Annotated in this window: 18 protein-coding genes; all 18 read right to left on the reverse strand. The window is 47.6% G+C overall.

The genetic code is table 11. From position 1 onward, the window contains the following. Positions 1-10: 10 nt before the first annotated feature. Complete coding sequence (locus J2Z65_RS26945; protein ID WP_167065862.1) at positions 11-925, reverse strand: N-acetylglucosamine kinase; 915 nt, start codon at positions 923-925, stop codon at positions 11-13. A 28-nt stretch (positions 926-953) separates the two neighbouring features. Then, a complete protein-coding gene (locus tag J2Z65_RS26950) occupies positions 954-2,096 on the reverse strand; it encodes an exo-beta-N-acetylmuramidase NamZ family protein (RefSeq protein WP_167065865.1) in 1,143 nt (380 codons plus the stop codon). A 90-nt stretch (positions 2,097-2,186) separates the two neighbouring features. Further along, positions 2,187-2,894, reverse strand: a complete 708-nt coding sequence (locus J2Z65_RS26955; protein ID WP_167065868.1) for a PIG-L deacetylase family protein — start codon at positions 2,892-2,894, stop codon at positions 2,187-2,189. Beyond that, positions 2,895-3,863 carry a GNAT family N-acetyltransferase gene (locus J2Z65_RS26960; protein WP_167065871.1) on the reverse strand — a complete coding sequence of 323 codons (969 nt, stop codon included), beginning with the start codon at positions 3,861-3,863 and terminating at the stop codon, positions 2,895-2,897. A gap of 34 nt (positions 3,864-3,897) precedes the next feature. Continuing rightward, the gene (locus J2Z65_RS26965; protein ID WP_167065873.1) at positions 3,898-4,758 is read right to left on the reverse strand and encodes a carbohydrate ABC transporter permease; all 861 of its coding nucleotides are present in this window, start codon (positions 4,756-4,758) and stop codon (positions 3,898-3,900) included. A 19-nt stretch (positions 4,759-4,777) separates the two neighbouring features. Further along, positions 4,778-5,683, reverse strand: coding sequence for a carbohydrate ABC transporter permease (locus J2Z65_RS26970; protein WP_167065875.1), 906 nt, complete (start codon positions 5,681-5,683; stop codon positions 4,778-4,780). 99 nt (positions 5,684-5,782) lie between these two features. Continuing rightward, a complete protein-coding gene (locus J2Z65_RS26975; RefSeq protein ID WP_167066066.1) occupies positions 5,783-7,225 on the reverse strand; it encodes an ABC transporter substrate-binding protein in 1,443 nt (480 codons plus the stop codon). Positions 7,226-7,256: 31 nt separating this feature from the next. Further along, a complete protein-coding gene (murQ, locus tag J2Z65_RS26980; RefSeq protein ID WP_167065877.1) occupies positions 7,257-8,171 on the reverse strand; it encodes an N-acetylmuramic acid 6-phosphate etherase in 915 nt (304 codons plus the stop codon). Positions 8,172-8,352: 181 nt separating this feature from the next. Then, positions 8,353-9,219 (reverse strand): MurR/RpiR family transcriptional regulator, encoded by an 867-nt coding sequence (locus J2Z65_RS26985; RefSeq protein ID WP_167065879.1) that lies wholly within the window; start codon positions 9,217-9,219, stop codon positions 8,353-8,355. A gap of 369 nt (positions 9,220-9,588) precedes the next feature. After that, positions 9,589-10,494, reverse strand: coding sequence for an EamA family transporter RarD (rarD, locus tag J2Z65_RS26990; protein ID WP_167065881.1), 906 nt, complete (start codon positions 10,492-10,494; stop codon positions 9,589-9,591). 199 nt (positions 10,495-10,693) lie between these two features. Further along, positions 10,694-11,533 (reverse strand): carbohydrate ABC transporter permease, encoded by an 840-nt coding sequence (locus J2Z65_RS26995; protein WP_240159984.1) that lies wholly within the window; start codon positions 11,531-11,533, stop codon positions 10,694-10,696. A gap of 62 nt (positions 11,534-11,595) precedes the next feature. Continuing rightward, complete coding sequence (locus tag J2Z65_RS27000) at positions 11,596-12,477, reverse strand: carbohydrate ABC transporter permease (RefSeq protein WP_167065885.1); 882 nt, start codon at positions 12,475-12,477, stop codon at positions 11,596-11,598. A gap of 84 nt (positions 12,478-12,561) precedes the next feature. Continuing rightward, on the reverse strand, positions 12,562-13,917 hold the full coding sequence (locus J2Z65_RS27005; protein WP_167065887.1) for an extracellular solute-binding protein: 1,356 nt from the start codon (positions 13,915-13,917) through the stop codon (positions 12,562-12,564). A gap of 102 nt (positions 13,918-14,019) precedes the next feature. Next, positions 14,020-14,823, reverse strand: a complete 804-nt coding sequence (locus J2Z65_RS27010) for a response regulator (protein ID WP_167065890.1) — start codon at positions 14,821-14,823, stop codon at positions 14,020-14,022. Next, positions 14,789-16,582, reverse strand: a complete 1,794-nt coding sequence (locus J2Z65_RS27015) for a sensor histidine kinase (RefSeq protein ID WP_338111787.1) — start codon at positions 16,580-16,582, stop codon at positions 14,789-14,791. The genes J2Z65_RS27010 and J2Z65_RS27015 overlap by 35 nt, the downstream gene beginning before the upstream one ends. A gap of 759 nt (positions 16,583-17,341) precedes the next feature. Then, positions 17,342-18,454: a nitric oxide synthase oxygenase gene (locus tag J2Z65_RS27020; RefSeq protein ID WP_420850872.1), complete on the reverse strand. Its 1,113-nt coding sequence runs from the start codon at positions 18,452-18,454 to the stop codon at positions 17,342-17,344. A gap of 39 nt (positions 18,455-18,493) precedes the next feature. Further along, complete coding sequence (locus tag J2Z65_RS27025; protein WP_167065893.1) at positions 18,494-18,826, reverse strand: hypothetical protein; 333 nt, start codon at positions 18,824-18,826, stop codon at positions 18,494-18,496. A gap of 16 nt (positions 18,827-18,842) precedes the next feature. Continuing rightward, the gene (locus tag J2Z65_RS27030) at positions 18,843-19,541 is read right to left on the reverse strand and encodes a pirin family protein (protein WP_167065896.1); all 699 of its coding nucleotides are present in this window, start codon (positions 19,539-19,541) and stop codon (positions 18,843-18,845) included. Positions 19,542-19,791: the final 250 nt, after the last annotated feature.

Consider the following 19,791-nt stretch of genomic DNA (forward strand, 5'->3'; position numbering starts at 1 on the left):
TCTCTTCCACCTAATCCAATCGATTCAGCGCCATGAGAACCGCCCCGCTTGCTGCATCCTTTTTGGCGGTAATACACGTCAAATCGGGATATCTTTCGCCCAATCTCTTAACGAATGCGCTCCGCACATAGCTATTGTTGAGCAGCACGCTTCCGGCCATGGCAAGGCTTCCTTGCTGCAGAGACAGCTTTTCCACGACGGGAACGGCAATCTCGAACAGCGATTCAGCACTTTTGGCTGCAATAGCCAGCGCCGTTTCGTCACCTTGCGTACAAGCTTCAGACAGAATAGGCGCCAAGGCTGCGATGTCCTTTTTGTTCGTCTCTTTGTTATATACAAATCCGATGATCTGTTGAACCGTAGAGAGTTGAAGCTGCTCATAAACCATACCTGCAATAACGGTCCCCTCAATCCTTCCGTCCTGCGCCCGAACCAGAGCTGACAGCAGGTCGCGGCCGATACTGTAGCCACTGCCCTCATCATCGATAAGATGGCCGTAACCGCCGGCACGGTGAGTCACTCCGTCCTCATTTTTGCCATAACAAATTGACCCTGTACCCGCAATCAAAATAATGCCGTATTCGCTGTCATGCGCACCGCAAAGGGCCGTCTCCTGGTCGCCGGTAATGAACAGCTTCCCTTGATAGCCGCACTCCCTGACGTTCGCCTCTAAGCGCGCGGATACGGTAGGATTGCTTACCCCTGCTGCGCCGATGACGATTTGTCCGCAGTTCTCCAGTCCCCCGCAGACGCCTGCGATCTCTTCAAAAATATCCTGAAAACTGTGCCGGATACTATCCGCGTCTTGTCCATTATAGTTAATAGCGCCGGATGTAAAGGCGTGAACCACGAGACCATGCTCATCCGCTACTGTCACTGCCGTTTTGGTACCTCCGCCATCCAGCCCCGCTACGTATCTTTTCATAGGGTCACATCTCTTTTCTTTCTTTTTTCTATTTGTACAAATGATACTGCTCTTTCATCTGTGCAAAGGTACGGCTCTCTTCTCGGAATTGCTGAAGCAGCGCCGGAACATCTACGTTATCTTGACGATATACATTGTCCCCGCACAATAAATCCATGAAAGGCCGCGAACCTTCCCGGAAAGGCGGCAGGAAAGCAAACTGTTCATAATTGTTTTTTATGGTGTACAGGAGGGTGATCCCGGTCTCCAGCGGTTGAACGGCCTGAGTATCCAGCACATGAATCTGAACACCGCTGCAAGACTCTCCTTGATGCTTGGAAAAGCTAGGTTTAAAATAAACCGGCCGGAAAACAACACCAGGGAGTTTCTTCGCATTCATTTCATCCGTCAATTTCTGCCCATCGATGAACGGTGCCCCGATCGCTTCAAAAGGAATGGTCGTCCCTCGTCCTTCCGACAAGTTCGTGCCTTCAAAAATACACGTTCCAGGGTACAGCATGGCCGAATTAAACCTTGGCAGTCCTAGAGAAGGCATAATCCATTCGTGTCCGGTTTCCGGGAAAAGCATGTTCCGTTCCCAACCCTCACAACGAACCACATGCAGCTCGCAGTTCCACTTCATCTGGTCGTTTGCCATCATCGCAAGCTCCCCGACCGTCAGGCCGTAGCGCACAGCAAGCGGATAATTGCCTACAAAAGATTGATATTCCGGCTTTAGTATATTCCCTTCCACCTTCACTCCGCCCAGCGGGTTGATCCGGTCAAGAATTACAAAAGGCTTGCCTGCTTTCGCACAGTCTTCCAAAGCATAGAGCATTGTATAAATGAATGTATAATAGCGGGTACCCACATCCTGAATGTCATAGACAACCATATCAACCTCATCCAGCATGTCCTGGCTCAGACGCTTGGAATCTTTCCGGTATAAGCTATGCACCGGCACTTGCGTAATCGGGTCCAGATACGTTTCTACCAGTGCGCCTGCCGCTTGATCTCCCCGCACCCCATGTTCCGGAGAGAACAATGCCGTAAGATTGTAATTCTCATGCAAAATTTGAATGGTAGATACAAAATCCTTGTTCAATCCCGTTGGCGCCGTAATCAGCCCCAGTCGTTTCCCTTTGAATAGGTGGGCGTACTGCCCGATACAATCGATACCGTTAAGAATCATAGCTTTCCCCTCGTTCCTGTTTGATTGAAAAAGACCTCTACCCGAGCCTTATGTTTAGATAAGCGGCTGCGTGCAGAGGTCGGTTAATGTCTATAATTCAGTTTTGAGCACACGCATATTTTCTTCCGGAATCATGAACGTTTGTGCATATTCTTTTCTGGCTTCAAGGCCGCGGACTCTCATCAAATGCTTGTAGTATTCCAAATACTTGAACGACTTGCTGCCTGTTACGAACCAGTGTGTAGAGACCGCCTTCACCCATAGATCAAAAGCTTCTTCGTCGAAGTCGACATACACATAGGGACGATACTCGACCGCGTCCTCCCAGTTCTCGGCATAATACAGTCTCTGGGCAAAATGTGCCGGAAGCTCCCGCTCAAAAGTAGGCAATGCGGCAAAAAAGCGGGCATCGTTCACGATGCGGTGCGTGGTCATATGATCCTTGTGCATGCTGTTCTTCCAATGCGTAATGATCACGTTAGGTCGAACCTGACGAATGACATCGCATACACGGAAGCGCATCTCTTGGTTATCCTGCAGCTCGCCGTCGGGAATATCGTCAAAGACGAACGCTTCTCCGCCAAGCATCTCGGCAAATGTATTCGCCTCTTTTACTTTCTGTACGCGATATTTGGCCATATCTTGTCCTGCCGGAACGCCGCGTTCGCCTGCTGTCAGCGCTAGGGTCGCAATGCGATCCCCCTTCAAAAAGTGGCTTGCCAATACGCCTCCAGCTGTTAATTCGGCATCACCAACATGACCGCCGATGGCCAGAATCGTTAACTTTTGCTCGCTCATTTACACAAACTCCCTTCTCATGACAGAAAATTGTTTGACGGTTGTAAAGCCCGCTTTCTCGTAAATACGAATGGCCGGATTTGTACTCCCTGTATAGAGCGACATATATTCGGTCCCAATCGAACGAAAAGCTTCGCACAGCTTAAAGAATAGCAGGCTGCCCAGACCATGTCCCTCATGCTCAGGAAGCACGCCAATCCCCGCAAAGTAGCCGCGGCCGTTGTCCTGACGAATCACCGGACCTGCAAATCCGATGACGTTTCCTTTATATGCAGCAATGACCACCGGCACACCATCTGCCGTGCACTGCCCGATTTCCCTTTGCCACAAAAGATTATTAAAGCCATTAAGCATTTCCTTAACGCCGTTATGCTTTTCTTTATCGAACAATTCCACTGTGTAGCCTTCGGCTGCGGCCTTACGTTCCTTGGCTCTTACATCCTCCGGTACGTTGAAACCGTCCAGCTTCAAATACATAGCGCACTCTTTGGCACGTTCCACATACCCGGCTTGCCGTAAAAACGCATATAATTTACTTTCAATCGGTACACCTGGCGCATTGTTATGCTCATGCTTCGGAGTCCCGGGAATATACCACGGCAATAACATCGGATTAAAAAATAAAACATCGCCTTGCTTTTTTCCCAATTGCTGAAAGCGGCGCTCCAAAGCTTCCAGCATACCTTGATAGTTCTCATCCGTTTGGAATTCATCAGCTAACACGATACAAGTGATGTACCCAGCCACTTCCCCAAGCGGCAGATCGTCCCCTGTGCAACCGCAGGCAAATCCTTTAACCTCATTTTGTGCCAATAAAACAAAAGCATTTTGCTCATCAAAATAAGGGTTTGCCGTAAAAATACGCTCAAAAGCTTGTTCGGTAAGCTCCTTGTAGCCATCTTTCACGGCTTCCTCATTCCATAACGCAATAACAGACTGACGATATTGTTCATTCCAAGACACAATCATGCTGAAGTGATACCTCCCCCACGCTCGGCTTGTATTAGCCTTTTACCGCTCCAACCGTTACACCTTCTAAGAAGTACTTCTGTAAGCTGAAGAAAAGAATAAACATCGGCAGTGCAGAGATCGTAGCACCCGCCATCATCGGCGCGATAAACGTCGTATTGGCGAAGCGGAAGTTTTTGAGTCCAACTTGGATCGTCTGCATATCCATCGTATTGGTGACCAAAAGCGGCCAGAAGAACGTGTTCCAGCTGTCCATGAACGTTAGAATTGCCATAACCGCAAGTACGGTTTTAGACAAAGGCAGAATGATTCTCCAATAGATCGTGAACTGGCTGCACCCTTCGATTTTGGCGCTTTCCATAATCTCGTTCGGGATGCTGCTCATAAACTGTTTAGCCAGAAAAATATTATAGACAGTAACGATACCCGGCATAATTAAGGCGCTGTACGTGTTTTGCAAATTGAACACATTAACAACCAGAATATACAAAGGAACTTGCGTAACTTGGTAAGGGATCATCATAGAGACAAGCAGTACGGCAAACAGCACGCCTCTCCCTTTAAAACGAAGTTTAGAGAATGCATATCCTGCCATACTGGCGAAAATAACATTGGATACCATCACGGTAGTAGCTACGATCAGGGAATTCAAAATCCACCGATACGAATACTCGCTATAATCAAAGAAATATTTAAAGGAAGCGAATGTGAACTTGCTTGGTAAAATGGAGTAGTTCACCGCTCCTGCCTCAACCGGATCTGCGAAGGATGAAATGACCATGAAATAGATTGGAAATATCGTCGCCAAAGCAAAAAGTAGAAGGGCGATAAAAATGATTGAATTGCGAATGGTTTTTACTCTAGGTTTGCCTGCATGACTGCTGTATAAAGCCATTATTTATCCATCCCCTCTCTTAATAGTCGACATCTTTTCCTGCAAATTTGAACTGAATAACCGAAATCCCTGCGATAATAACAGCTAGAATCAGCGATTGTGCCGCGGCTTTACCGAATTCGAAATAAGTAAATGCATTATTGAAAATCAGTAGGCCAACCATCGTAGTCGCATTGTTCGGGCCACCGCCGGTCATCAGGTAAGCATTCTGGAACACTTGGAAAGAACCGATAACACCCGTTACCAGAAGGAATAACGTAGCTGGTTTTAAAGAAGGAACAACGATGTACCACAGCTTTTGGAAGAAGTTCGCTCCATCCATTTCCGCCGCTTCGTAGAACGTATCATCAATACCGAGCAGTCCTGCCAGGTAGATGATAATGCTTGTGCCGTGACTAGACAGCCAAGACATCAGAACCAAAGAGAACATAGCTGTTTTACTTGAACCCAACCAGTTCTGATTGCTGATTCCGAAGAAATGAATCAGTTGATTGAGAATCCCGCCCTCAAGTGGATCGAAGATCCAAAGCCAAACGACGGATAAAGCAACACCTGAAGCTACGACTGGCAAGTAATAAATACCTTTGAAGAATCCTTGCGTTTTCTTCCTCAGCGGAAGAATCAAGATCGCGATCACCATGGATAAGATCAAATTAACAGGCACGGTCAAAATCGTATAGACAACCGTGTTGCGCATTGCTTGCCAGAACAAAGGATCTTTTAATGAAGAAGCGTAATTGGCGAATCCAACATAAGTGGAACCAAGAGGCTTGTATTCCTGGAGACTGATGATAAACGCACTTACAACTGGGTATGCGGTGAACATCGCAAAAACAACCAAAGCGACGGCAATAAATGCATATCCCCAAACACCTTCTCCTTTGATTCCTCTTCTTTTCATCGGTTTAGCGATATTCGTTGCCATACTGTCAAACCCCCAAACCCGTTTCAGAAAACCCGGTTTAAAATAGTTCGGATAGCCGTGTAACCTGCTCCACGACTATCCGATGCTTATAACCTATGATTAATCTTTTACAATTCCGTCTGCGCCGAATGCAGCGATCGCAGCCGTTTTCACAGCTTCATACATGGCTTCAGGCGTAATTTCGCCAGCAATTAGACCTTGGAACTTAGGTACGATAACTTCTGTTTCCAGTTTGATCGCTTTAGCACCTAGTTCAGTCGGGATATCGGAACGAGCTGGCGTTGCATTTTTAAGCATGAAATCAACTGCTGCAACGTTCTCTGGGCTTCTCTCAACTTTCATGCTTTCAGCCGCTTTTTTAGCGCTTTGCGTGATATGAGCGGAGAACAGATCATTGTTTGTTGTTGCCGCATTTTTACCGCTAGCTAGGAAGTAAGCTGCTTTTACAACATTTGCTTTGTGCTCAGCAGTAGGCTCTTTTTTACCACGGAACGTCATGTAACCGTCAACGACAGCAGCGGAAGACATTTTTGCACCTTGGAACGTTGGAGCCGGCAATACTACATAATCAACTGGGATAGAGTCTTTTACAGCACTTGCGTCAGCTGCTTTCAGCTTCGCATTGTTTGTTTTAGCGGAATTTTCAAATACCGCAAGACCTTTACCTGTGATCATCGTTTGACCCGTCAAGAACATGTTCCAACGTTTACCAGCGTCGACAGAGCTAAGCTCTTTCGGCATGGAGCCGTCATCAATCAGCTGACGAAGGTCTTTGAGAAGACCTAGGTAGTTTTTGCTAGTGTACGCATATTTCAAATCTTTATTAAACGCGTTCGGCATGCCGGCATTTTTGGCCATGATTCCCAAATAATCTACCGCAGCAACGCCTTTCACTGCAAATACGAAGCCGTAGCGCGTTTTGCCGTTTTCAGTTACGACGCCTTTTTTGATCGCTTGACGGAATTCATCGTAAGTCCAGCCGTTTGTTTGTACTTTCTTCCAATCGATTCCTGCTTTTTCCAAGAATTCTTTATTTCCGCCCAGTGCGTGTACTTCCATATAAGCCGGGAAGCCGTAAAGACCTTTACCGTTTTTCATGTATTCAAGCGGAGCTTTATCGTAATCATTAATCATTTCAGGAGTTGCTGCATCCGTGATGTCCATGAGCAGACCTTGCTGAACATATTTAGGGATGCCGTCAGAGCCTCCGAACGCAATATCCGGCGGGCTGCCCGCATTCACTTGTGTATCCAATTTCTGCTTCATATCTTCCCAGCTAGCCGGTTCGATTTTCAGCGTCAGATTCGGATATAAGGCATTAAAGTCTTTCGACATTTGTTCGAAAGTCTTTTGGTAGTTCGGTGAAACCGGCGGCAGCAAAGCTGTAATGGTGTCTTTCGCCGTTGAAGCGCCAGCTGTAGCTGCAGGAGCAGAAGCTGCTGGTGAAGTTGTTTCTTTCGTACCGGAATTACCGCCACCACAAGCTGTTAAAGCCATAGTTAAAGCTACTACGGATGCTAATACGGGCATTTTTCTTTTCATCAAAAACAGACCTCCTAATAATTTCAGTTATTTACACAACTTGAAGAAAGGTACGTATGGCTCTTTTCAAACTGCCTTCACTTTGCTGCAACGCTTGTTCAGCGTCCGCGGCATTCATGCCTGTTTTGATCATCATAATGGCTAATTTGCAATTCATGGAAGCAGCTTCCAAATGCGAAATTGCAGTGGCATCGTCAACTTCCGTTGCCGCCTTAATGATACGTATGGAACGATCATACAATTTGATGTTGCTGGCCTTCATGTCAACCATTAGGTTATTATAAGTCTTCCCAAGTTTGACCATCGTACAAGTCGTAAGCATATTAAGAACCAGCTTCTGTGCTGTCCCCGCTTTTAATCGGGTGGATCCCATAATCACTTCCGGCCCAACGACAGGGGCGATACATACATCACTAACAGGTGCTAACTTCGAGCCTTTGTTATTCACAACGCCGATTGTCGCAGCACCGATTTCTTGCGCCTTTTTCAAAGCGGCAATAACGAATTGTGCGCTGCCGCTGGCTGTAATGCCAATAACCGCGTCCTTGTTCGTCACTCCGCACCGCTCAATGAGTGCGACCCCCTCCTCTGCGTTATCCTCAAAACCTTCAACTGCAAATCTTAGAGCCACATCGCCTCCAGCGATATGACCTTGCACCAGCGTGGCATCTACACCAAAAGTAGGAGGACATTCAGAAGCGTCGAGCACACCGAGTCTGCCAGAAGATCCGGCCCCTACGTAGAACATTCTACCGCCATTTTTCAATACATGATGCAAGATGTCAACCGCTTTCATAATTTGTGGTATTTCCGCTCCAACTGCCGCTGGAACAGTAGCATCTTGTTCATTCATCAAACGCAGCATTTGTTCTGTTGTACATTCGTCGATCATCAGTGTTTTCTCATTAATCTCTTCCGTAGTCAACCCCGATAGATACTCATCCATAAGTCATCCTCCTATCCTGTTTGTTTCTTTAAGTTTCTAAATTCATACTAGCGAAAAATTTCATAACGGTCAATAGTTTTTGAAATTTTATTTTATTTTACAAAAAACTTTTGAATTTTTATTTTAAATTACGACAAAAAAAGACAACGGCTTTATCATGCCTAGCCGTTGTCCTCTCTATTCATCTGCGATGCTTGCTGCTGGCAATAATATCATGTGTTTTAGACAAATATTTCTTGACCTTCTTATACTCTGCGCTTGCTACTCCAGCAAACAGAATATCAATCACGGTCAGCATCGCAATGCGCGATCCCATCGCGCCGCTGCGAATGGTAACCTCAGGCGTAGATATACTTAGCACGATATCCGCTTTTTCAGCTAACTCACTCTTATTGTATTTGGTAATGGCAATGACACAGGCACCGTTCTTTTTGACAATTTCCAGCGAATCCAGTATTTCCATCGTGCTGCCGGAATTTGAAATAAAGATGGCCACATCCGATTTATCAAGAAGTGTCGCGGCCGTAAGTTGGCTGTGCCCATCCGTGTACGTATGGCACATCTTGTTAATCCGTGAAAATTTCTGCTCCGCATCGATGCCGACCAGACCGGAAGCGCCGATCCCGAAGAAAACAATGCGGTTGCTCTCGCGCAGCACCTTAACGGCACGGGCGATTTCATTTTTATCAATCACGCTCAAAGTATCTTCAATTGATTTACTATTATTGCGGGAAATATTCGAGATAATAATCGATAAATCATCGCCAGGCTGAATGTCGGTATACTGATCCTTCTGCTCGTCATCCATAGAGCCAATTGAAGCAGAGATGCTGACGATGAAATTGCGGTAACCTTTGTACCCCATCGTTTTGCAGAACCGCAATACCGATGCGTCACTGGTTTTCGTCAGCTGAGCAAGACTCTTAATCGATAAATGGGGAATCTCTTCTAAATTCTCTAAGATATACTCTGCAACCAGTTTCTCTACGGGTGTAAGACTTTCTTTCATATCCCGAATTTTGATCAAAATATTATCGTTAATTGACATCGCTCTTCCCTACTCGCCTTATATTGTCTGAGCTAAAATTACTATCATCATACGAATATTTGTTTAAAATTACAAGATGATTCTCTCCTATCGTAACGGATTCCAAATTCCTAATCAAGAAATTTTATTTCAGGATTAAAATATTGTTGTAAAATTAAATTCCAGTATATATGACAGCGCGAAAACATCATCTACACAAACAGCAACAAAGCTCCTTCTCCCACCAAGAACGCCGATTCTTACGCCGTCCTCCGAAGCCGTTCACGCATAAAAAAAGGAGCATCGCCCGTATTAAAACGGACAAATGCTCCTGGTGACAATTGCGAGGACTACCCTCTACCCGCCGCCAAACCTGCGGTTACGGGCTTTTTACCCCGCCTTGGCAGCAGCTGCTGCTGCAGCCGCAGTCGTCCTAGCTAGCCGCATGGACGCTAAAGCGTAAACGATCAGCGCAGCCCAGATCAAGATGAAGCTGACGAACAGCACCGGCGAGAATTTCTCTTTAAACACGAATACGCTTAAAAACAGCGTGATAGTTGGCCCGATGTACTGGATGAAGCCAAGCATCGATAAAGGTAGCCGCGACGCCGCTTTGGCGAACCAAAGCAAGGGCAATGCGGTTGCTGCGCCTGACAATAGAAGCAGCACGAACGATAAAGGCGGCAGCGACCACGCCGCTTCGTGATGAGTCAGGTGCAAGTAGACGATATAAGCGATAGCTATGGGAAAGACGGTTGCCGTTTCCCCGGCCAATCCAATGGTAGCTTCGTAGGAAACCTTCTTCTTCACGAGGCTGTAGACGCCAAAGGAAGCCGCCAACGATAAGGATACCCACGGGAACCTGCCGTAGTCGATCGTGGCCACGAGAACGCCGGCACCTGCCAAGGCAATGGCCAGCCACTGGCCGAGGCTCGGTTTTTCACTCAAGAATAAAACCGCAAGCATAACATTAAACAGCGGCGTAATATAATAGCCGAGGCTCGTCTCCATAACATGGCCGTTATTGACAGCCCAAATGAAGATCAGCCAGTTGGAGGAGATCAGGATAGAGCTGGTGGCGATCACGAGCAGCGTTTTCCGATTCGTAAACATCCTCCGCAGCTCCTGTAATTTGCCACGCCCGGCCAATAAGAGAATAGCCATAAAAACAAATGACCAAATAACGCGGTGAGCCAAAATTTCTCCGGCAAGCAGCGTTTCAAAAGACTTCCAATAAACAGGCAGAAAGCCCCATGCGGTATAGGCCAAAATGGCGTACCAGAGCCCTTTTTTCATCGTTGAATCCTCATTTCAATGTCTAGTTACAGAACCTTATGAATCTAGCTGATTCATCCACAGGTCAATTTGCATTTTCCTATTGTAACATAGAGTGTCATTTCTGTCCGTATCTAGTTGAAGCCACATTTTCACAAAAAAATAAACTCCCGAATAAACGAGAGTTCAAAAAAGTGAACGTTGCGTTGCTAGGTTTGTATTACCCTTTAACGGAGCCCGCCGCAATCCCTTCCACGATACGGTTACTAAGCAGCATGAACGCCAGCAGAATCGGTAAAATGCTGATCATCAGGGTAGCACCGATAGCTCCCCAGTCAGTCGTGTATTGGCCGATGAAATTTTGCACCCCGACTGTCAGCGTTTTATATTTCTCCGAACTGATGAAGGTATTGACGAAAATGAACTCATTCCAGTTGTAGATCATGTTGATGATAACAGCCGTTGAGAGCACTGAGGCGGTCATCGGCAGCGTGATGCTGAAGAACATTCGATTCACCGAGCACCCGTCCATGACGGCCGCTTCTTCCACTTCACGCGGAAGCGTGTAATAGAAGCCGAGCATGATCATAATCGTAATCGGCAGATTGAAGGAGATGTACGAAAGGATGATCGACAAGGGATGGTTGGTCAGATGCGTTTTTGTAAAAAAGCTGAACAAAGGAATGAGCGTCGAGTGAACGGGGATCATCAGCCCCACCATGAACAGTCCGAGCACAAAAGATTGCAGCTTCCATTTCATCCGCGTCAAGGCGAAGGTTACTAAGCTTGCCAGCAATACCGTAACTATCACAGAAACCACTGTCATCCAAACACTGTTGAAAAAGTAGTTGTTGATATGGCCCTGCGTCCATACTTTCTCGTAATTTTCCCAACGGAGCCGCTCCGGAAACGCCATTGGCGCCAAGCTAAAAATTTCTTCGTTATTTTTTAAAGAAAACAGCAGCAGCCACAACAAAGGAACTACCTGAATCACAGCGACAATGGTCAAAATGGCATACAGCACGCCATACCCAATCCGCTCCGGCAGTCTGCTCGGCATAACCTGAGGCTGCGCTTGACGTTCTATCGTTTCGATATTCATCCTAATCGAAGCCCCTTTCGTTACGAATATTGGATATTGTCTTTGGAAGCCGTCGCTTTACGGATCAGCCACGTCACGACGAGACAAATCACAAGCAGGAAGAAGCCAATAGCGCTGGCATAGCCGAAATCGTAGCCTTTGAAAGCTTTGCGGTACATATACGAAGCCATAACTTCACTAGCGCCATTCGGCCCTCCGCCGGTCATAACATAGATCAGGTCGAAATATTTCAGCGACCCTACAACTGCAAGAACAACAGTAACTTTCATGACCTCGGCGATCAAAGGAACTCGAATGGAAAGCGCAATTCGCCAAGGGCTCGCTCCATCAATGCGCGCTGATTCAATCAGTGATGTTGGAACGTTTTTCAAGGCGGCATAGTAGATCAAAATATAGAATCCCGCGTACTGCCACAGAATCGGAATAAAGATTGCGTAGAGAACAATGGATGGATTCGAGAGCCATTCAGGTGTATGCTGGACCCCCAACGACATCAGGATATGATTCAGCATCCCGTTCGTCGGGTGGAAAATTTTCAACCATAGTTGTGCAATGGCTACTGAGGACAGCAGCATTGGAATTAGATACACTTTGCGGAAAAAATTCGCTCCGCGAAGGTTCGCAGAAAGTACTAACGCTACGAGCAGATAAACAAGCAGGCTCAGCGCCGAAAAGATCGCAAGCAGAAAGGAATGCTTGGCACTGTTCCAGAACAACTCATCACGAAGCAGTTCCGTGTAATTTTGCAAGCCGATAAAGCTCATTTTACCGACGCCGTCCCATTTCATTAATCCGTAATAGCCCGTCATGACGATTGGCATGTAGATAAGGGCCACAACCAGAAGCAACGAGGGAATGACGTACAAAGCGATCATGGATCTATTCGACATCACTTTATCCATAACTGACACTTCCCTTTCTTACCGATAAAGAAAAAGGACATACCGCGGTGTCGGGATATGTCCTTCCCACTCGTTTAGTTTTGGTTACTTGGCTTCTTTAGCCAAAGCTTCTTCATGCTTTTTCGCAAATTCTTCCGGTGATACGGCTTTGCCGAACAGCGCCTGAATCATGTTCAAGTGAACTTCAGCTGAGGCTGGTTTCATCTGTACGTCGGCAAACAATGTGATATTGCTGGCTTTATTCAGTTCATTCAATAAGTCTATATACATTTGCGGCAGCTTCACCTTGGATGTATCTACCTTCGTCGCTGGGATGACACCCGCTTCGGATATCGCGTGCTCGCCCCACTTTTGTACGAAGAAGGAGACGAATTTCTTGGATTCTTCTTTGACCTTCGAGTTGTTCGCAACGAACAAGCCTACGCCTGGTCCGCCGACCCAGCTATCTAAATTCCCTTTGCCGCCTTCGACGGTCGGGAATTTAAAGAAGCCGATTTGGTCTTTGAATGCTTGCGGAACATCCTTGTTCGTCGTATAGTTCGGCAGCTCCCATGTCCCCATCATATACATCGCAGCTTTGCTGTTCATGAATTCCGCTTTACCCTCATCGTTGGAAAGCCCGTTGAAGCCTTTGTTGAAGCCGTTCATGTCCACCAGCTGAGCCACTTCGGAAGCTGCGCGTACGAGGCCTGGATCGTTGAACGAGCCGGAGCGGTCGATCGCTTTTTTCAATGTTTCCGGTCCGCCGATGCGATCCGCCAGGTACATGTACCACAGGGATCCGGTCCAGCGGTCCTTATTGCCAAGCGCGATTGGCGCGACACCGTTTGTAGCGAGCGTTTTGACAACATTTTTGAACTCGTCATACGTTTTCGGCACCTGCAAATTATATTTCGCAAAAATCGCTTTATTGTAGTACACCGGTACGATGTTCAGCTCTACAGGAAGCCCGTAGGTTTTGCCGCCAAAGGCATAAGCGTTTGTCGTTCCGTTTACGAATTTGTCCTTCAGATCTCCTTGCAGCAGATCGTCAAGCGGTGCGAACATATCCCCCTTTACGTAAGGGTCCATGTAGCCTGCCGCCCATGTGAAGCCTACATCTGGTAGCGCGTTGGAAGTGGACAACACCTTCATTTTATTTTTATATTGCTCATTCTCAAGTACTTCTTGCTCAATTGTCACATTCGGATTTGCTGTTTGGTATTCTTTAATGATATCGTTTACAATTTTGTTTTGCGTTGCGGCGTTTCCTGTGGGCCAGAGGTGCATCATTTTGATCGTGACTTTCTTAGCCGGTTGCGCGCTCTCTGCGCCTGCTTTCGCTGTTTCTTTAGCTGGTTGCGGCGAGCTAGCACTCTCAGTAGAACTGGAGCACCCGGATAGAACCAAACCGAGACTAAGCATCGTCGTCATCGTCCATGTAAGCGTTTTTCTTGTCATGCGCTGTTTCCCCCTCAAGCATTATGTTTGCTACGAATCTTATTGTAGCGCTTTCATCACGGTGGCAGGGAGTAACAGCTATCGGGAAATATACCACAATTTTTAGGTTTCTATCTGCTCTTCGGCCTCGCTCGCCTGCTTGCGATATTGATTCGGGGAGACCCCTTCGTAATCTTTGAACAGCTTGATGAAATATTTCGACGTCTGGTATCCTACCTGCTCCGAGATGTCCGCGATGGTCAGCCTTGTCTGCAGCAGCAGCTCCTTCGCTTTCTGAATCCTGCTTCGTGTGACGTATTCACTGAAAGTAAAGCCCGTCTGTTCTTTGAAAAGCGCGCTGAAATAGCTCGGATTCAGATGAATATGCCCTGCCACCTCGCTCATGCCCAAAGGTTCCTGGAGATGCTCCTCCACGTAGAGCACGGCTTGCCTAACCGGGGGGCTATAGTTCATGGAGACCGTTTTGGCCTGCATGAGCCGGGAGTCAACCATTTTCTCCATCGTTTCCACGCGTCCGCGTTCTTCTTCAATCCTCAGCGCCTGCTCAACGGCTTCAAGGAGCTTGCTTTTTTTAATCGGCTTCAACAAATAGTTAACGACGCCCAGCTGTATGGCCGTTTGAGCATATTGAAAGTCAGGATGTCCCGAGATGACGATCACGACAGGCTTATGACCTGAACTGCGCGAGTCCTCCACCACCTGCAATCCGCTGATCTCCGGCATTCGAATATCCGTGATAAGCAGATGCACAGGGCGCGTATTCAGCACTTCCAGCGCCTCGGTTCCATTGCTGCTGCTTATGATATGATAGCGGCCAACCGACCAGGCTTCAAGCGTTTTGCGAATGCCTTCTCTCGTCAGCGGCTCATCGTCAACGATCAAAATTGTTTTGCTGGGTGGACTCATCGTTCTCCTCCTTATGAATCGGAATGTCAAAGCTGACGCTTGTCCCTTGCCGTGGAATGCTGTGGATCGACAAACCTCTGCTGCCCTCTGGGATGACCGGGTAATACAACTGAATACGGCGCTGCACATTGGATATGGCCATGCCCTTCCCCTTACCGGAAGGCGCGCCCCCGCGTTCCATCCCATCCTTCACGGCTTGAAGCGTTTGCTCGCTCATCCCCGGCCCGTCATCGCTTACTGTTATGCGAAGCTCTTCAGCTTTCAAGGGCGACGGCTCTACACGGATGGTAATTAAACCAGGGTCTGTTTTCCCTTCCAAACCGTGCAGGATCGCATTTTCCACTAACGGCTGGATCAGTAGTTTGGGAATGTGCACGTGATTATACATGTCATCTGTATCCATTTTCCATTCCAGACGCGAACCAAATCTAACACTCATAATGCTCAAATACCGCTTAATATGCTCCAATTCCTCACCCATCGTCACCCACTCGTCCTTATTCGGACTGCCAATGACATAGCGGAATAAGTCTGACATCGCGACAACAAGATCAGCGAGTTCTTCCTCATCTTTATCCTGTAAAGACCAGTACAGAGCCTCCAGCGTGTTGTATAAAAAATGCGGATCAATCTGGGCTTGGAGCGCTTGCAGCTCCGTTCGGCTTTGAATGATTTCTTTCTCATACACCAGTTTAATGAGTCCGTTGATATTGTCTACCATCTGATTGTAAGTCATATTCAAATCGTTCAGCTCTGTTGTATACGATTTCGTAAGGTTCGGAGTCAGCACGCCTTGGCGTGTATTTCGCATTGCTCGCATAAGCCTTAGAATCGGCCGTGTAATCATCATGGAGAGCAGGAAAGAAAGGATAATAAACAGCACCGAGCCAATCGCCCCGGATACGATAATCGCCCAGCGCAGAACGGAAATGCCGTCCGTAACATCGCTCACCGGATATAAAATCATTAAAGTCCACCCCGTTTGCTCGGAGGGCTGTTTAACGAGAATGTAGCGTTTCTGTTTGATCGTTACCGTCTGTGAGGAGGTATGCATAAGTTCACTTATATCTTCCGTGACCTCACCATCTGTTATTATCGGCCTTGCCGAGCTATCCGCCAGCACTAGTAATTCTTGATGGCTGCCCGTATCCGTCAATTGGTTCTGGAAATCAAAATAGCTGCGGTTGATACGTACAAGCAAATACCCACCGTTTGAGAACCAACGGTCAATTAAATTGATCCGGCGTATCGCCAGAACCGTTCCGGGATCCTTCGGATCGTCCCCGATCCAAACCAGTTTGCCTTTCTCCTTGTCGGCCTGCTCGATCCAATTGCGCTCCACCCGGTCGGTCAGCTTCTGCTCATCGAGTGGAAACAACCGAACAAAGTCGGTGGTATATAATTCAACATTGCTCACACCGCTATAGGCTTGGATATGATTGGCAATTTTCATTAAAGCCTGACGCTCGCTGAAGCTTACCGCATTGCCAAGCACATTCGAGAGGAACAACTGCTGAAGATAAGTGTCATTAACAGCCTGCAGGGTCAGCGTGTCAATTTGCGTAATGATCGCCTCGAGTCTGCCGTTCGCTTGGGAGGCGATTTGTTTCATCTGTGTTTCCGCCTTGGTGTTGAGGAGGGTGGATACCGAGTTGAACGTAATAATACCGGCGCAGATCAGCACGATGATCATGACGGAAATGAAGCCGGCCAGCATCTGATTGCGCAGCGTATTCCATTGAGCCAGCTTCTGCCACACGCGAGGTTCCTCTTTTCCATTCGTTTTGTGCACATCGTTCTTGCCAAATCATACTACAGACGTGTGAAAAAAGTATATACAAAACGGGCATAGCCAATGGTTACCTACTACCTTTAGCGAGACCGTACAAGTTCCACTGCCGTGGGATTAAAAGCGAATCGGCACTCGCCGTCAACCTCAGGCAGATGGGGTGTTTTAGCAGACACCTTAGATGCTCGCACCTTTCACCAACCAAAATCATGAAGATCGTCTAGGCAGTAAGCCTGACCGTGTTGGCTGTAATTCAACCGTTGGCCTTCTATGTTGTACTTTGTACAACATTATAGCCCCATTTCGGCTTCATCCCTTTCTATGTTGTACTTTGTACAACGGTTCGGGCCGAAAACTGCCCTTTTCCCGCCATTTGAGCTTAAATGATTGCACTTTGTGCAATGAAGCACTGGGTTTCATGGAATAAGCTGCCTTTATGTTGTACAAAGTGCAACGAAGACTAGCGGAGAGTGAGGGGGGGATTGTGTGGAACGTTACTTTGGCGTACTGAGGTAACTTCTAGCAGCTTGGTAACGTTGTTGTGCAGTGGGCACTTCGAGTAGATAGGTTACTTGCGGTGGAGGTCATTAGGAGCAGTTAGGTTACTTTGGCATGCAGTGATCACTTCAAGCAGATAGTTCCCTTAAGATCCTTACGCCGGCGGCCCCCCTTCGCTGAAAAGAAAAAAGCAGGTCGCCATAGGCACCTGCCTTCTTTTCTATTACTCCCCTACTCTTCATCTCGATAAAAAAAGTTGGGCAGCTTCACCTCATTGCTGTAATGCTGGTGAAAAATATGCGTCGTCGCCGGGGAAAGCGGCGGAATCAGCCACGTCCAGTCGCCTGTGACATCACGTTTCGCCTTCTCCTCTTTCTCTTCAAAACGCTTGAACTGCCGCGCCGCGGTATGATGATCCACAATCGCAACACCTTGCGATTGAAAGGAATGCAGCACAGCCACATTCAACTCAACGAGGGAGCGATCTTTCCATAAAGAAGCGTCGCGCTGCGTATCTAAGCCCAGCACAGAGGCTACGCGCGGCAGCATGTTATACCGCTCCTCATCGGCGAAATTCCGCGCTCCGATTTCTGTCCCCATATACCAACCGTTGAATGGTGCCGCCGGGTAATGAATGCCTCCAATTTCAAGGTACATATTCGAAACGATCGGCACCGCGTACCACTTGAGGCGCAAATCCGCGAATGCCGCGATATCCGGATGCGTAATGTCCACTTCCTTAACCAGTCCGTTAGGTATCTCAAACCATTGAGGCGCATTATTTCCCATCTGGAGCAGCAGCGGCAAGATATCGAAAGGTGTCCCCGCCCCCTGCCATCCGAGAGACTTGCACCGTGCCGTAATTTGTACGGAAGCCGGATCGCCCACAATGCCATCCTCTGTCTCATAGCCCGCATAACGAATCAGCTGCGCATTATGGATATAGGGCCCTGGAGACGCCTTCTGTGCAGGAGGGAAAATCGTAATGACAGGGCGGATTTTGCCGTCATTCGTCGCCGTTTCAATGTGCCTAAACAGAGCCTCAGCCATGTCAGCTTCCGTTTTCACTTGACGGGCATCCTGCACAGTCAACGTTTCCCAGAACAATCGCCCGATACAGCGATTACTGTTGCGCCAAGCCATTTTTGCCCCGTGCTCCAGCTCTTGAAGCGTGTGCTCGTAGGAACCATTGTACCCGATGGAATGGGTAATTTCGGCAATACGGGCTTCGATTTCGCTCGCGCTTTTGCCTAATTCGCTATAACATTCTCTGATAAAAGGCACGGCCTTTTCTAACAGTTGATCCTGAACTTCTTTCATAACGGTAACTCCAATCCGATTCATGGGAGCTCCCCCGCTTATTCCTCCGCAGGGGCTCCTTATCTATTTCAACTGCGAGCTGAATTGCTCCGGAACGTAGGCAATCTGAGAGTCCGCGACAATCGTCAGCTCGCCCTGCTCTTCTGAATATTGAACGGCGTCATCGCCGACATAGAACCATATTTTCCTTGTTGGCTGATTCTCAAACTCTTGGAAAACAAATACGTTAAGTTCATCTTTCCATTTCAAAAGTTCAGAAATACGCTCCTTCTCAATCCTCACGGTAAAAACCCACCGGTCTTGGACCTGTTTCCACGCATAATCAACAGGCTGCTTGCCTGTATCGATAAATGCCCGGCCGCCTACCGCATGCTTCACCAAAAATATTTCCTTCATCTCCGCAGCCTCCTTGTTATGGCAGATCGATTAACATGAAATGCGCATCTTCTATCGCACGGAGCGCAAGCGTTGATTCCGCCTCCATGCGGGCGCTGTCCATCGTTTCCAATACAGCCTCATTAGCCTCTAACTTCCCGCTTATGACCATAAGAAAAATGCGCCGATTGTCTCCTTGGTTGAACGCCAATTGTTTCCCCGCCTCCAGTTTGCTGAGGTAAATGCTCATATCCTGGTAGATTTTCGCTTTGTGCTCCCCGCCTTCAGGCGTGACCACAGGCAAAAGTGCATTCGTCATTGCCTCTGGCACATACGTCACATTCTCAAAAGACGGCTCCGTGCCCCGCTTCGCCGGCATAAACCAGAGCTGGAACAGGCTGAGCGGCTCCGTTTCCGAGGCATTGTACTCGGCATGAATCACGCCGCTTCCTGCTGACATGCGCTGAACGCCGCCCGCTGCCGTTATTGCCACGTTCCCTAAACTATCCTCATGCTTAATTGCTCCGCTGAGAACGACGCTGACAATTTCCATATCACTGTGCGGATGCGGCCCAAAGCCCCGACCTGCGGCAATTTCATCATAGTTGCATACGCGCATAACCCCAAAGCCCGTATTATTTTCATCAAAATAATCACCAAATGAAAAGCTCTTATACCCTTTGAGCCAACCTAAATCCGAGCTATTTCTCGTATGCGCAGGAAATACCTGTATCACAGCAATCGCCTCCTTTATTGAATACTCTAAGCTTATCACATTCGGACAATCGACTTCCATGTCGGAACCGTGGCGGAATGGTTGCAAAATGAAGACGTTCCGAGGCAGAGCAGGATGTATCTCTAATAGACCCTATCTTCTGAGCCTTATGTTTTGAGCCCGTTGGTTTGGGACTAACCTTAGCGGAACTCCAGTACACTATTTAAGCAAAAAACGGAGATTCCGCAGATGAAGGGGAACTACAGGGCCT

The organism is Paenibacillus aceris, from assembly GCF_017874035.1.
Classification (GTDB): domain Bacteria; phylum Bacillota; class Bacilli; order Paenibacillales; family NBRC-103111; genus Paenibacillus_E; species Paenibacillus_E aceris.